Below are 14,072 nucleotides of genomic sequence, written 5' to 3'. Positions count from 1 at the left end.
GTGTCTCTTACGCGGCGAAGTTCTTCGCCACAAAGTCCCAGTTAGCCAGAGACCAGAAGTGCTCCAGATAGTTAGGACGCGCGTTGCGGTAATCAATGTAGTAGGCGTGTTCCCAGACATCCACGGTCATCAGCGGCGTTGCGCTAGTGGTCAGTGGCGTACCGGCGTTTGAAGTGGAAACAATAGCCAGTTTGCCATCCGCCTCTTTCACCAGCCACGTCCAGCCAGAACCAAAGTTTTTGATTGCGGCATCAGTAAACTTCGCTTTGAAATCCGCAAAGCTGCCGAACGCTGCGTTAATGGCAGCCGCCAGCTCACCCTTCGGTTCCCCACCTGCATTTGGCGCCAGGCAGTGCCAGTAGAAGGTATGGTTCCACACCTGAGCGGCGTTATTAAACACGCCACCCTCTGAACTGCGTACGATCTCTTCCAGCGTTTTGCCTTCAAAATCGGTGCCTTTGATCAGGTTGTTCAGGTTGGTGACATACGTCTGGTGATGTTTGCCGTAGTGATACTCCAGGGTTTCCGCAGAAATGTGCGGTGCCAGGGCGTCTTTTGCATACGGTAGTGCAGGTAATTCGAACGACATTGCTTCTCTCCTTATTATATTTACGCTGCCAATAACCCTACAGACAACAAGGAAAGGATAGCAAATTGAAAGGGTATGCAAAAGAGGAACTTACCCTGTCACAGAGGTGGCAGGGCAGGGATTAGCGGATGGTTTTCGGCGTCATTACGCGGCGCGCGCCAACATAATGGCGCACCCAGTAATCTTCGCTGAGTGAGGTAATTTGAATATCCTGGCCGCTGCGCGGCGACTGGATAAATTTCCCGTTGCCTACGTACACGCCGACATGGTCTGCCGTGCCGCGCCCCTGGGTGCGGAAGAAGACCAGATCGCCGTTTTCCAGCTCGCCACGGTTAACCGGTGCGGCGTCGCGCAGGTGATACATTTCATTGGCGGTACGCGGAATGCGGAATTTCACCAGATCTTTGTATGCGTAATAAACGAGGCCGCTGCAGTCAAAACCGGTACGCGGGGAGGACCCACCCCAGTGATACGGTTTGCCAATTTGTCCCATCAATTTGTTCATTGCCGTTTTTTGGGCTTTCTGAACGCGAACCTTATGCACTTCCGCAATTTTGTTGACTTTAGTGCATTTCGCTTTGTGGCCTTTACGCGTCATGCATTTTTCGGTGACCAGGTTAGCGGCAGTTTGCGAGGCTTTGCGCTTGCCTGGCAGGGCGGTATGGGATGTATTCGATTTTGTTTTGCTGGAGGCGATTTTTTTTGTCTGAGGCGTGGTTTTTTTCTTTACGGTTTTGCTGGTGGTTTTTTTCTTACGTTCTGTGGTTTTTGCCAGATGCGTTTTTTGTACAGCAGAATGCCGCGCCTGTTCAGAGGCGTTCGCCGCTGGCGTGAATGAGAGTGTTGTAAACAGTAAAGCACAGAGCGTGATCGAGATTTTATTTATCCGCGCCACTGGGCAGTCCCCTGATGAATGCAGGCCATCAATAATACCCGCGTATGATTTACAAAGCCCGTCGATTCTAATCTATAAAAACCCGATAAGTTAATAGCATTTTTCAATCTAAAATCCTGTTTCGTTAGCAAGTGCAAAAAAATTCATCAATCTGTAGCACTATTGTTCACTCCCTAAGCAAAACCTTACGCGAATCAGGGTTAAGCTACATTTGCAATGCATCTTATGGCGACACGCGTTAAAATGGATAGACGTGACGAAAATGTTATTTTCCGATGTCTGTCTTAACCGCTACAATGTCAGACGAATGCCGTAACAGAAGTTTAAGGAAGCAAGACATGAGCACCACTATTGAAAAAATTCAGCACCAGATTGCTGAAAACCCGATTCTCCTGTACATGAAAGGTTCTCCGAAGCTGCCAAGCTGCGGTTTCTCTGCGCAAGCGGTTCAGGCGCTCTCTGCCTGTGGCGAGCGTTTTGCTTACGTTGATATCCTGCAAAACCCTGATATCCGCGCTGAGCTGCCAAAATATGCAAACTGGCCGACCTTCCCACAGCTGTGGGTTGACGGTGAGCTGGTTGGCGGTTGCGACATCCTGATCGAAATGTATCAGCGTGGCGAACTGCAGCAGCTGATCAAAGAAACCGCGGCTAAGTACAAAACGGAAGAGCCGGACGCAGAATAACTATTTTGCGTAGACAAAAAAGCGACTCGCTAGAGTCGCTTTTTTTTGCCTATTCCTCGCTGTCCGCCATTGGCAGCGGCCAGCCACCCAGACGTTTCCAACGGTTGACTATTTCACAGAACAGCTCAGCCGTACGCTCGGTATCATATAACGCCGAGTGAGCCTGAGTGCCGTCAAACTCAATACCCGCGGTAATACAGGCTTTAGATAAGACCGTTTGCCCCAGCGCCAGGCCGCTCAGCGCCGCGGTGTCGAAGGTGACAAAAGGGTGGAAGGGATTACGCTTGAGCGAGGCACGCTCGGCGGCGGCCATGGTAAAGCTGTGATCGAAGGTGGCATTGTGCGCCACCATGATGGCGCGGCTGCAGTCATTTTCTTTCATGCCTTTGCGCACCATTTTAAAGATTGCATGCAGCGCTTCATATTCACTTACCGCACCGCGCAGCGGATTTTTTGGATCGATACCGTTAAACGCCAGCGCTTCTGGCTGGAGGTTTGCCCCTTCAAAGGGCTCAACGTGGAAGTGCAGCGTGGTGTCCGGTGTAAGCCAGCCCTGTTCATCCATCTTCAGCGTGATGGCGGCAATTTCAAGCAGCGCATCGGTTTTAGCGTTAAATCCGGCTGTTTCTACATCAATGACAACGGGATAAAAACCACGAAAACGGTCGCACAGACCGGTAAATTGAGCATTATCGGACATCAGGGTCTCTTACAAGGGAAAAAAAGCAGTGCGCATTATGGCAAATTTTAAGAAGGGATGCAGTAAAACAACGGGCGCATAATGCGCCCTGCGGGATCAGTTGCCCAGACCGCGACCAGCGTCTTTGGCTTCAATCAGTTCAATCTTGTAACCGTCCGGATCTTCAACAAATGCAATCACGGTAGTACCGCCCTTAACCGGACCTGCTTCACGCGTGACGTTGCCGCCGTTGCTGCGGATACGCTCACAGGCTTCGGCGGCGTTGTCCACTTCCAGCGCGATATGGCCGTATGCCGTGCCCAGCTCGTAGCTCTCTACGCCCCAGTTGTAGGTCAGCTCAATAACCGCTTCATCAGACTCTGGACCGTAACCGACAAACGCCAGCGAATATTTATATTCCGGGTTTTCGCTGGTGCGCAGCAGCGTCATGCCCAGTACGTTAGTGTAGAAATTGATGGAACGTTGCAGGTCGCCGACGCGCAGCATGGTGTGAAGTAGGCGCATAATTTCCTCATTAACCAATGGAATGGATTATCTTTTTGAACAGAAACGATGTTTTAGTATAGCGGCGAAGTATCGCCGCTATCAATGCACAATGGGGGATTACAGGGAAGGGTAGTCGGTATAACCTTCAGCACCGCCGCCGTAGAAGCTTTCTGGGCGTTGTGGGTTCAGTTCAGCTTTTTTCTGCAAACGGGCAACCAGATCCGGGTTGGCAATATAGTCACGGCCAAACGCGACGGCGTCGATCAAACCTTTGCTAATCAGATCTTCGGCTTTCTCTGGGGTATACGCACCGGCACCGATGATGACACCCTGGAAGCGCTCGCGCACCTTCTGGCGGAAGGCTTCAGTGTAAGGTTGACCACCGGCCCAGTCCGGTTCAGACATGTGCAGGTAGGCGATACCGCGTTTAGCCAGTTGCTCAATCAGATACAGGGCATCGGCTTCTTCATTCGGGCCATTATCAACGTTCTGGAAGGAACCAATTGGCGATACGCGAATACCAATACGATCTGCACTCCACTCCCGGCAAACGGCATCAACCACTTCCAACACCAGCCGAGCGCGGTTTTCCACGCTGCCACCGTACTGGTCGGTACGATGGTTTGAGGACGGGGACAGGAACTGGTGCAGAAGATAGCCGTGCGCAGAGTGCAGTTCCACCAGGTCAAAACCGGCTTCACGGGCGTTCGCTACCGCCTGACGGAAATCATTTACGATACCCGGGATTTCTTCCAGCTCCAGCGCACGTGGCATGGACGTATCGACGCGGATTGCCTGACCGTTTTCATCACGCAGTGAAGTTCGGGTGTTTGCGCTCAGGGCCGAAGCAGAAACCGGTGCCTGGCCGCCAGGCTGAATGCTGCTGTGAGAGATACGACCGGTATGCCACAGCTGTACTGCGATACGCCCCTCTTCGGCGTGAACGCCCGCGGTGATTTTTTTCCAGGCGGCGATTTGTTCCGGGCTGTGCAGGCCAGGTGCGCCAGCATAGCCTTTTGCCTGGGCTGAAATCTGGGTCGCTTCAGAGATGATCAGGCCAGAACTTGCGCGCTGACGGTAATATTCACCCATCAGAGGGGTTGGGATGTCACCCGGTTCGATGCTGCGCAAACGGGTAAGCGGAGCCATAAACACGCGGTTTGGTGCGGTAACGGCACCCACTTTCAGTGGGGTAAATAATTTTTCAGCGGACATAAAGGCTCCTGAGTAGACCAGTCGACTAGTAATTGGGTAAATAAAAACGCCCGTTAAACGCCAGGCGTTGTGATACTGCTTTTCACATGTGCCAGCGCGCTTTCAAGCGGCACCGCACTGCGAGAAATCTTGGCCTGAAGATTAGCCCCTAACCAGAGAGCATAGAGCACCTGCGCCTGAGTTAATGGCTCGCCCGTGAAGGCCAGCGTATTTTCATCACGGCCTTTCTCCAGCGCCTGTGCCAGTAAAGCAATAACCCCACTGGCACCTTTATCCATGGCTGTGCGCATATCTTCAGACAGGTCACACACCTCGGCAGAAAGTTTGACCGTCAGGCAACCGCTGATAATGCCCTGCTGACAGAACTGGTTCAGCGTTTCCTGATAGTAGTTCAGAACACGATCGCGATAGTTACCTGCACCGCTGGCGAAGTGAACGGCGAGGCGCTGATGATAGCTAGCATAGTGCCGCTCCAGCATGGCCACGCCGAAGGCTTCTTTGGACCGAAAGTAGTGATAAAACGACCCCTTCGGTACCTCAGCGGTTTTAAGTAACTCGCTTAACCCCATACCGGTAAACCCACGATGCATACAGAGTCGTTCGCCGGTTGCCAGTAAATGTTCGCGTGTATCGTGTTCAGTATTTCTGCTCATGGCTGCACTCTAATAGACCGTTCGGTCTAATGCAAGTGCGTTTAGTGACGGCATGCGTTCAGAATATCCAGCTGTTGTTGATAAACCGTTGATTTGACATCCATCATGCCTAACACGGTGGAGAACAAATTGTCCTGTGAAACCGCATTTTTTGCCGCATGGTCACGCAAACACTGCTCGTTAATACCAAAGTTTTTCGTATAGTCTGGTGATAACCAGAATATAAAGGGAATGTGTGTTTGTTGTTCCGGCGCTAGCATGTATGGCGTTCCGTGTAGATAGATACCGCTTTCACCCAGCGACTCACCGTGATCGGACAGGTAAATCAGCGCAGTGTTCATGCTGTCCTGACGGGCTTTCAGCATGTCGATGGTTTTGCTGACCATGCTGTCGCTATACAGGATGGTGTTGTCGTAAGTATTCATCAGCGCCTGATGATCGCAGTCCTGAATTTCATTGGTATCACAGGTTGGCGTAAACTTACGGAACGCGTCAGGATAACGGTTGTAGTAGGCCGGACCGTGGCTACCCATCAGGTGAATCACCAGCACCGAGTCCTGCTTCAGACCATCCAGCACGTTGTCCAGGCGGTAGAAATTCACGTCGTCGATGCAGGACTTATCCTTGCAGAACTGGTCCAGTTTCCACTGGGTCATGTCCGTGTGCGGCACGCGGTCACAGGCGCCTTTACAGCCGCCATCGTTATCACGCCAGAGCAGGTTAATTCCTGCATGATTCAGCACGTCGAGCAGTCCTTCCTGATGACGCGCCAGGTCGGCATCGTATTTATTACGCGTCATGCCGGAGAACATGCAGGGGACAGAAACGGCGGTTTCGGTACCGCAGGAGGAAGCCTGTGGGAAATTAATCACGTTCTGCTTTTTCAGTTCGGGATTTGTTTCTCGCCCATAACCATTCAGCGAATAGTTGGCCGCGCGTGACGCTTCACCCACAATCAAAATTAATACGGTTTTCTTGTGTTGGCCCGAAATCAGCGGGCCTTTATGCGCGTCTTGTCCAATACGTACCAGCGTCTGATCGCCAGCAAACCAGCGCGCTTTACTGTATTTCATGATGGCGCTAACGTAGTTTGCTGGGGTCACCATCTTGACGATGCTTTTATTATTTCGGAACAGCGAGGCGTAATCTTTGTAGAACACGGACGCGATCAAAATAATAATCAGCAACGCGCCAAGCATTGCAGCAAAACGCGTCAACAGCGCATACCACCATTTACCGGTACGAATCTGCGTCATTGCCAGTACAACAGAGGGAATAAGACCCGCAACGGCAATCCACAACATCATCTGTGGCGTAACCAGGGCGGTAGCTTCCTGGGAATTGGTTTCGAACACGTTGACGATCATGTTCTGATCGATGACCGCGCCATAGGTATACATAAAGTACGTCGCGGCAGCGCATCCCATCGTTAACAGGATCAACAGCGGCTTACGAATAAACGGAATATTGAGCAGGCTAAAGACAATGACCCACCCGCAGAACAACACCAAAGGCACCGTTGCGGCAAAGATCATGTCATGCAGTTGCGCAGGCGCAATAATGGCCCAACTGCGTTGAATAAACAGACCGTTTACCAGAGTAAAGAAGAGAGCACAGCCCAGAGTAAACTTAATATCGTTACACTGTAACTTTTTCACAAACCACATTATAAACAGACCATTTCTACTAGTGATGCGGCGAGTATAGAGGGGGAAGATTAGTGAAACCTTAATGCCATAAATCTGTGGTAAAGCCCTTGCACGCGGGGCATTTAACGTCTTCACTGTAGAGGAGTCTTGGTTTACGGAGGTGTGTGTGGCAGAGCAACTGGAGTTTTTCCCTATCCAGAGCCCGTGCCGGGGGATTTGTCAGGTCGATGAGCGCGGATATTGCCGTGGGTGTATGCGTACCCGCGATGAGCGCTTTAACTGGCAAAACTTCAGCGACACGCAAAAGCAGGACGTATTACGCCTCTGTCGGCAGCGATTACTGCGCAAAATACGCGCAAACAGAGCGGGTGAAACCGAAGAACCTCAGCAACCTTCACTGTTTTAACGCGGTAATTGCGTATACTCATAACATCACTTCCTTGAGGAAAATGTTATGGTTCAGCGTATTACCCTTGCCCCCCAGGGGCCAGAATTGTCCCGCTTTGTCATGGGCTACTGGCGCCTGATGGACTGGAATATGTCCCCCCTCCAGCTGGCGAGCTTTATCGAGGAGCATCTCGAGCTTGGGATCACGACTGTCGATCATGCTGATATCTATGGTGGCTATCAATGTGAAGCCGCATTCGGTGACGCGCTTAAGCTGGTTCCCGCCCTGCGTGAACGGATGGAAATCGTCACGAAATGCGGGATTGCCACCACGGCAAAATCGGAGCACGCCTTGGGTCATTACATCACCGACAGCGCGCATATCATCAAAAGCGCAGAGCAGTCGCTGGTCAATCTGGCAACGGATTATCTCGACCTGCTGCTGATCCACCGTCCCGATCCGTTAATGGATGCCGATGAAGTTGCGCAAGCCTTTCTGAATTTGCATCAGAGCGGGAAAGTGCGCCATTTTGGCGTATCGAACTTCACTCCGGCGCAATTTGCACTGCTTCAGTCACGTCTGCCGTTTACGCTGGCGACGAACCAGGTTGAAATTTCTCCGGTTCATCAGCCGCTGCTGCTGGACGGTACGCTCGATCAGCTGCAGCAGCTGCGTATCCGCCCAATGGCGTGGTCGTGTCTGGGCGGCGGTCGTCTGTTTAATGATGATGAGTTCCAGCCGCTGCGTCACGAACTTGAAACCGTTGCGCGTGAGCTGAATGCAGATAGCATTGAGCAGGTGGTGTATGCGTGGATCCTGCGTTTGCCGTCTAAACCGTTGCCGATCATTGGTTCCGGTAAAATTGAACGCGTGCGTTCCGCCCTGGCGGCAGAAGAGCTACAGATGACGCGTCAGCAGTGGTTCCGCATTCGGAAAGCCGCGCTGGGCTACGACGTGCCTTAATCCGTAAATTGATGGCTTTCCGGTGAAATCGTTGCCTCTGGTATACACTTATGGGGCAAAAAATAACCCGTGGAGGTCCTATGAAGCGTTTTGCTCTGGCTCTCGTTACGCTGGTTGTTTGTGCAGGTGCGCAGGCAGCCAGCGATGAAGTGGAAATGAATCTCGTCACCTCTCAAGGGGTAGGCCAGTCCATCGGGACGGTGAAAATCACTGAAACCGACAAGGGGCTGGAATTCGCACCCAATCTCAAAGCACTTCCTCCCGGTGAGCATGGCTTCCATGTGCATGCCAACGGCAGCTGTCAGCCCGCGCTGAAAGAGGGCAAAGCGTCGGCGGCGGAAGCAGCCGGCGGCCATTTAGATCCACAGCATTCCGGTAAGCATGAAGGGCCGGACGGTATGGGACATCTTGGCGATCTGCCTGTGCTGGTGGTGAATAACGACGGTAAAGCCACTGACCCTGTCGTCGCGCCTCGCCTGAAAAAGTTGGATGAGGTGAAAGGCAAAGCGCTGATGATCCACGTCGGCGGTGACAACATGTCCGATAGGCCTAAACCGCTGGGCGGCGGGGGGGCACGCTATGCCTGTGGCGTAATGTGATCGCCGATAGTGCCTGGCGGCGGTGCCTGTTCCAGCTGCGACAGCGAGCAGTGCAGTCGCCAGATTATTGAGGCTAAATCGCGCGCGGCCGGAAGGTGATGGCGCGCGAGGGTATCGCAAATCCGCTGCAATTCTGCGAGCGTGGCTTCGAGCGGACGCTGCTGGACGCCGCGCTCGCTCATGACATCACGCAGCAGGGAAATACAAACATCACGAACCTGTGAAAGCGGGTCGGATCGGGTTTCCCACGCGCGAAGCTGCCAGACTACGTGGGAACAGTTCAACAGCACGACGCCCCAGCGTAGAAGCCAGCGACGAGAAAGGGAGTCCTGGCTGTTATTCAGCTGGCTAACGTGGTGATACACCAGCGATTCATACTCGCTCTCGCGCAGATGCGGTTTACGGCTGAGCTGATCGACAAATCCACGGCGAAGTTCGCGAATATGGCGTCGGCTCTTACGCGCGTCGGAGCCCGGCCGCAGTACGGCGAATGCCAGCCATGCCAAGCCCACTCCGAGGATTTTCGCCAAATTATCATTAAGAAAATCGGCGAAATCATACACCGGCGGGTTGGTCACCGAGATAAACGACCCCATAAAGACAATGAGCTGCCCCCACAGGCCCGCCAGTTTTGGCATTTGCAGCTTAAGCAACTGCATGGTGGTCAGCAGTGGGAACAGGAACAGCAGAAACTGCCATAAATCGCTTATCTGCACCATCAGACCAAACTTCACCACAAAGCTGAACAGCGACAGTAAAACCAGCGTGCGCAGCAGCAACGTAAGGGAGTTAAAGGGCGAGGCGGCGACGGAGTAGAGTACACAGCTAATGGCTGCAAGCGTCAGCGCTGCGCTACCGGATTCCCACTGCGTGGCAATCGCCCACGCGCCAACCAGCATCAACGCGCAGAAAGTTCGAAAACCGCTCCACACCGCTTCTATATTATCCGTATGTCTGGTTAACGCAGGACTGCCCGGCACGCTGAACTCCGTTATCGGCGTGGCATTCTCGACGGCTGTTATCCAGCGCGAGCTGCGCAAATACAATCGACAGAAATAATTTAGCCGCTGCCAGAAGGCGCGGTGGCGATAGTCATATTCGTCTTTGGGGGCGAGCGGGGCGATGATTCGCGCGACAGTGTAGATATCGGCATCCGGGCGAGCGAGGGTCGCAAGCAGGGATTCAATAATGGCGCGGGTGTTTTCTGGCGGCGTCGGCCAGTTCAGCAGCATTCGGCGCAGGCTTGAGATAGCGCTGGTCATCCGCAACTGCTGATGAAGCAAATAGTTAAGCAGTTTGTTCTGGCGACGAAAGCGGTAGTGGCTCCAGAAGGCCTGGATACGCAATAAATTCATGGTCAGGATCTGGCCAATCACTTTTTCATGCGCAAGGCGGATATCGTCGTTGGTGTCAGGCTGCCAGAGAAGGCTCGCGTGCTCCAGCAGTCGGCTGTGCATGGTCTTCAGGGCGGTGATAAGCGCAGTGCCGTCGGAGGTACTGGGCAGGATCATCATCATAAATCCACCGCAGAGGATCCCGACAATCACTTCACAAACGCGTGCCTGAGCGATGTCCCATAATTCCGTAGTGTCCAGCACGTTGACCACCGGAAACGCAATAATAGCGGCGGTGTAGCCAGCCAGCTGAAAGGCATAAGCCACGTTATTGGTAAAATGGGCGCAGGCCCAGGTACATACCCCCAGCCATGCCGCCATGCTCAGTAAAAACAGCCACGGATCGTTTAGCGTATGACCGGCAATAATTAACGCCGCCGTGGCGCCCAGCAGGCTACCGGCCACGCGCCCCAGACTTTTACTGATGACCCCACCAACGGTCGCAAAACTGACGACCGCCGCAGAGGTCATTGCCCAGTAGGGTTCATCCAGATTGAGGTAGTAAGCAATCGTCAGTGCAAGACACATTGCAATGCCATTACGCAGCGCGTAGCGCCACTGCGGCCGGGTTGCTTTCACCCACGGCGTGTTACGCCAGGAAAAAGCTTGCAGGTTCATTAGCGCGCCCCGATGGCAACGGTGCAGGTTGTACCTGACACCAGGGTAATGTCCTGAGGCAGTTTATCGAACTCAACGCGAACCGGAACACGCTGCGCCAGCCGAACCCAGGGAACGTTAGGCTTGATGTCCGGAACCAGGCCCGAATCGGTTTCAACGCTTTGATCGTAGATAGCACGCCCAATACTGGCTACGTGACCCTGTAACCTCTGCGAGCCGCTGTAAAGCGTGATGGTCGCAGGGGCACCTTCCCGGATATGACGAAGTTTGGTCTCTTCAAAATAGCCCACAACGTAGAAAGAGTGGCTATCGACCAGAGCAAACACGGGCTGCCCGGTCGTCGCGTAATTACCCACTCGGGCCGACAGGTTTGTCACCCAGCCGTCCACCGGGGCTTCAATTACGGTTTGTGTCAGCTCCCACTGCGCCTGCTTAAGCGTGGCTTGGGCCACGTCAACGCTGGCCTGCATTGCTTTAACATTCATGTTTGCCGTATCTAAATCTTCGGCAGAAATATAGTTTTGCGATAAATGCCGACGGCGGTTTGCTTCGTTATTCGCTTTCGCTAAATCTGACTGGGCTTTAGCCAGCTGCGCCTGCGCGTTGAGGAGCGCAATTTGGAAGGGCGTTTTATCAATGCTGAATAAAACATCACCCTTTTTAACGAACTGGTTATCCTTAACAAGAAGCGTCGTGATACTTCCTGAAACCTGTGGGGTGATACTGACCTGTTCCGCGCGGATTTTGCCATCCCGGGTCCAGGGCGATTGCATGTAGTAGTTCCACAGCCACCATCCGGCCAAAAGTGCCAGGGCAAGAACGAAAAGGGTGGAAAAGTATTTTAACGTTTTCAGAGACATAATCACCACACGGTCAGTACAGCAAGGCCAAGGCACACGGACAGGACAAACAACGAGAGATCCATCAGCATGGGGTGCCAGATTTCACCGGAATACATCCAGTCGCGGAGCAGTCGATGCGTGACAAGCCAGATAACAAAACCGACCAGGACGGCTTTAAACAGAGGGGGAAAGTAGACTGATGCACCAAAGATCAGGTCCTGGAGGGGTAATCCCGTGGAGTTTAACGAGAAGGTCACGAGCAGAGATCCTGTGCAGTGAGCTGTGTGCCACAATGGCGTGCATTACAAAGATGTAACATAAGTACTCAGTGTAATTCCTACTTTTATTAACGTCGAAAGCAGTAATGCATTTGTTTTGGCAATACAAATACTGCACACTATTCTAAAATCAGTATAATAACTTAGCAAGCTAATTATAAGGAGATGAAATTGGAATCGCCATTAGGTTCTGATCTGGCAAGGTTGGTACGCGTTTGGCGTGCTCTGATTGACCATCGCCTGAAACCTCTGGAATTGACACAGACGCATTGGGTTACGCTGCATAACATTCATCAGCTTCCGCCCGACCAGTCACAAATTCAACTGGCAAAAGCGATAGGCATTGAGCAACCATCATTGGTTCGAACGCTAGACCAGCTGGAAGAGAAGGGACTAATCTCCCGGCAAACCTGCGCCAGCGATCGCCGCGCTAAACGGATTAAACTCACCGAGAAAGCGGCGCCCATCATTACAGAGATGGAGGCCGTCATCAGTAAAACGCGAGGCGAAATCCTTTCTGGGGTTTCCCCTGCGGAGCTAGAAATGCTCATCAGCCTCATTGGGCGTCTTGAGCAAAATATCCAGGAATTGCAGTCCCGCGACTGAAAATAGATGGAGGCCTTGCAGCAGCAAGGCCTTTTTTATTGAAAAACGACGACCCGATTACGCCCCGTCTCTTTCGCCTCATACATTGCCTTATCGGCACATTCCACGCAGGTTTCGGCGGCAACGTCTGATGATGTTGCGGTGAAGACACCCATGCTGATGGTAATGGGCTCTGGCAGTTGTCCTTCGCTGCTGGTTTTATCAAAGCTGCTGAGGTTTAGCCTGATCCGCTCGGCTACCTGATGTGCCGCCTCGGAGGAGGTATTTGCCAGCATCAGGACAAACTCCTCGCCGCCAATTCGCGCCGCGATGTCCTGTGGACGTACCGAATCCATCAGCAGGTTGGCGACAAACTGCAACACTTTGTCTCCCTGAAGATGCCCGTAGCAGTCGTTGATTCGCTTAAAGCGATCGAGATCGCTGACGATAACCGAGACAGGGCGGCTGGCTTTAGCAGTGCTGAGCGTCTGGCTTAACGCGTCATAAAAATAGCTGCGGTTGTAGAGACGGGTAAGCGGATCGCGAATCGAGTTTTGATAGGACTGCTGATACTTTAAATGTGAATCATGGTACAGATTAAAAACGTCATACATCAGCACAAAAATAATGAGCAGCGTCGCGATGGTTTCAAATAAGCGAGCGCGGTACCATGAAATGTCCTCGGCATGACCACCAACCAATAGCATGGAGAGTGTCATGATATAGCAGACACAGAGAAAATTACCGCTCACCCAGAAGAGATTACGAACGCGCGTAATGACCATCAGCGTCACTAATGTCACTGCCCACAGAATGAGTAGAATAACGTTTACTGCATGGCTCCAGAGCATCATAAACTGACGGGTTTCATTATCCACCAGGTCTACGGATAACAGCGGCGAATGGCTGGAATAAAGCCAGGCGAGCATCACCATAAAAAGGGTAAAGATCAAAGCACCTACAACGATGGCAATATGCGCCAGACGGGAAAGAGGATAGTCGCGAATAATATAAAGTAAAGCCGAAACAATAATCAGTATCGCCATTAAGAGATGGCGAAACATATAAAAGATCATCGCATCGTTATAGTTGATGACGTTGAACTGATAGAGGTGCAGCCACGCAGGGAAGCTGGACAGTGTACCAATCATCAGTAGCGCCGAACCCGCAAAGGCAAAAGCGATGGCTACCAGATACAACCGTCTCTTGTCGCACCAGTATTTCATTACCATAAAACAGGCAATAAAGAGATGAAAAACCAGCAAGAAAATGGTGAGCGTCGGGAATAAAAGGGGCGAAAAAGAGGGAACCTGCTCAACAAGTTTTAAAAATAGACCGTGTAATCCCCCGATAACAACAATGCATCCGAGGCAGAATAAAATATAGCGGTTTTTTACATAACGACCGATCGCAAGCATATAAGATTTAATAAAATTAAAGTGAGAGAATACAAAGGAATTGCGAAGAGTCTAACGAATAAGTGGAGTAAATACTTTGCGCAGGAACAATATAAATGGAGTTTAATAATAGTC

General features: G+C 52.1%; 16 protein-coding genes. 5 read left to right on the top strand and 11 right to left on the bottom strand.

What is annotated here, in order from left to right; translation table 11 throughout:
* Positions 1-7 precede the first annotated feature (7 nt).
* Together sodB and V5P19_RS07265 are read right to left on the bottom strand one after the other, a co-directional pair.
* The gene (sodB, locus tag V5P19_RS07270; protein WP_334401648.1) at positions 8-589 is read right to left on the bottom strand and encodes a superoxide dismutase [Fe]; all 582 of its coding nucleotides are present in this window, start codon (positions 587-589) and stop codon (positions 8-10) included.
* A gap of 121 nt (positions 590-710) precedes the next feature.
* Positions 711-1,484: a C40 family peptidase gene (locus V5P19_RS07265; RefSeq protein ID WP_334401646.1), complete on the bottom strand. Its 774-nt coding sequence runs from the start codon at positions 1,482-1,484 to the stop codon at positions 711-713.
* A gap of 338 nt (positions 1,485-1,822) precedes the next feature.
* On the opposite strand from V5P19_RS07265, the gene grxD reads away from it, so the two are divergent.
* Positions 1,823-2,170, top strand: coding sequence for a monothiol glutaredoxin 4 (gene grxD / locus V5P19_RS07260; protein ID WP_014069964.1), 348 nt, complete (start codon positions 1,823-1,825; stop codon positions 2,168-2,170).
* 49 nt (positions 2,171-2,219) lie between these two features.
* On the opposite strand, the gene rnt is transcribed toward grxD, so the two are convergent.
* The 5 genes from rnt to eptA all read right to left on the bottom strand — a co-directional run bounded on the left by rnt (position 2,220) and on the right by eptA (position 6,891).
* On the bottom strand, positions 2,220-2,870 hold the full coding sequence (gene rnt / locus V5P19_RS07255) for a ribonuclease T (protein ID WP_334401640.1): 651 nt from the start codon (positions 2,868-2,870) through the stop codon (positions 2,220-2,222).
* 96 nt (positions 2,871-2,966) lie between these two features.
* Complete coding sequence (gene gloA / locus V5P19_RS07250; protein ID WP_334401638.1) at positions 2,967-3,374, bottom strand: lactoylglutathione lyase; 408 nt, start codon at positions 3,372-3,374, stop codon at positions 2,967-2,969.
* A 99-nt stretch (positions 3,375-3,473) separates the two neighbouring features.
* A complete protein-coding gene (locus V5P19_RS07245) occupies positions 3,474-4,571 on the bottom strand; it encodes an alkene reductase (RefSeq protein ID WP_334401636.1) in 1,098 nt (365 codons plus the stop codon).
* 53 nt (positions 4,572-4,624) lie between these two features.
* Positions 4,625-5,224 (bottom strand): TetR/AcrR family transcriptional regulator, encoded by a 600-nt coding sequence (locus V5P19_RS07240; RefSeq protein ID WP_334401633.1) that lies wholly within the window; start codon positions 5,222-5,224, stop codon positions 4,625-4,627.
* 41 nt (positions 5,225-5,265) lie between these two features.
* Complete coding sequence (eptA, locus tag V5P19_RS07235) at positions 5,266-6,891, bottom strand: phosphoethanolamine transferase EptA (protein ID WP_334401631.1); 1,626 nt, start codon at positions 6,889-6,891, stop codon at positions 5,266-5,268.
* A 148-nt stretch (positions 6,892-7,039) separates the two neighbouring features.
* Here eptA and V5P19_RS07230 point away from each other — a divergent pair, with 148 nt between their 5' ends.
* From V5P19_RS07230 to sodC, 3 genes are all read left to right on the top strand, one after another.
* The gene (locus tag V5P19_RS07230; RefSeq protein WP_334401629.1) at positions 7,040-7,279 is read left to right on the top strand and encodes a DUF1289 domain-containing protein; all 240 of its coding nucleotides are present in this window, start codon (positions 7,040-7,042) and stop codon (positions 7,277-7,279) included.
* Between the two features lie 48 nt (positions 7,280-7,327).
* On the top strand, positions 7,328-8,224 hold the full coding sequence (locus V5P19_RS07225; protein WP_334401627.1) for an aldo/keto reductase family oxidoreductase: 897 nt from the start codon (positions 7,328-7,330) through the stop codon (positions 8,222-8,224).
* 80 nt (positions 8,225-8,304) lie between these two features.
* Positions 8,305-8,823 (top strand): superoxide dismutase [Cu-Zn] SodC, encoded by a 519-nt coding sequence (gene sodC / locus V5P19_RS07220; protein WP_334401625.1) that lies wholly within the window; start codon positions 8,305-8,307, stop codon positions 8,821-8,823.
* Here sodC and V5P19_RS07215 read toward each other — a convergent pair.
* The 3 genes from V5P19_RS07215 to V5P19_RS07205 are packed head-to-tail and all read right to left on the bottom strand — an operon-like array spanning position 8,802 to position 11,934.
* Positions 8,802-10,835, bottom strand: coding sequence for an FUSC family protein (locus tag V5P19_RS07215; RefSeq protein ID WP_334401623.1), 2,034 nt, complete (start codon positions 10,833-10,835; stop codon positions 8,802-8,804). The genes sodC and V5P19_RS07215 overlap by 22 nt on opposite strands.
* Positions 10,835-11,695: an HlyD family secretion protein gene (locus tag V5P19_RS07210; protein ID WP_334401621.1), complete on the bottom strand. Its 861-nt coding sequence runs from the start codon at positions 11,693-11,695 to the stop codon at positions 10,835-10,837. The genes V5P19_RS07215 and V5P19_RS07210 overlap by 1 nt, the downstream gene beginning before the upstream one ends.
* A gap of 2 nt (positions 11,696-11,697) precedes the next feature.
* Positions 11,698-11,934: a DUF1656 domain-containing protein gene (locus tag V5P19_RS07205; protein WP_334401619.1), complete on the bottom strand. Its 237-nt coding sequence runs from the start codon at positions 11,932-11,934 to the stop codon at positions 11,698-11,700.
* A gap of 186 nt (positions 11,935-12,120) precedes the next feature.
* Here V5P19_RS07205 and slyA point away from each other — a divergent pair, with 186 nt between their 5' ends.
* Positions 12,121-12,561: a transcriptional regulator SlyA gene (slyA, locus tag V5P19_RS07200; protein WP_334401617.1), complete on the top strand. Its 441-nt coding sequence runs from the start codon at positions 12,121-12,123 to the stop codon at positions 12,559-12,561.
* Between the two features lie 35 nt (positions 12,562-12,596).
* Here slyA and V5P19_RS07195 read toward each other — a convergent pair whose 3' ends face one another.
* A complete protein-coding gene (locus V5P19_RS07195; RefSeq protein ID WP_334401615.1) occupies positions 12,597-13,958 on the bottom strand; it encodes a GGDEF domain-containing protein in 1,362 nt (453 codons plus the stop codon).
* Positions 13,959-14,072: the final 114 nt, after the last annotated feature.

The organism is Enterobacter sp. UNJFSC 003 (assembly GCF_036903355.1).
Taxonomy (GTDB): Bacteria; Pseudomonadota; Gammaproteobacteria; order Enterobacterales; family Enterobacteriaceae; genus Enterobacter.
The sequence above is the reverse complement of the archived record's forward strand: the minus strand, read 5'-3'. Positions and strand labels throughout refer to the sequence as shown.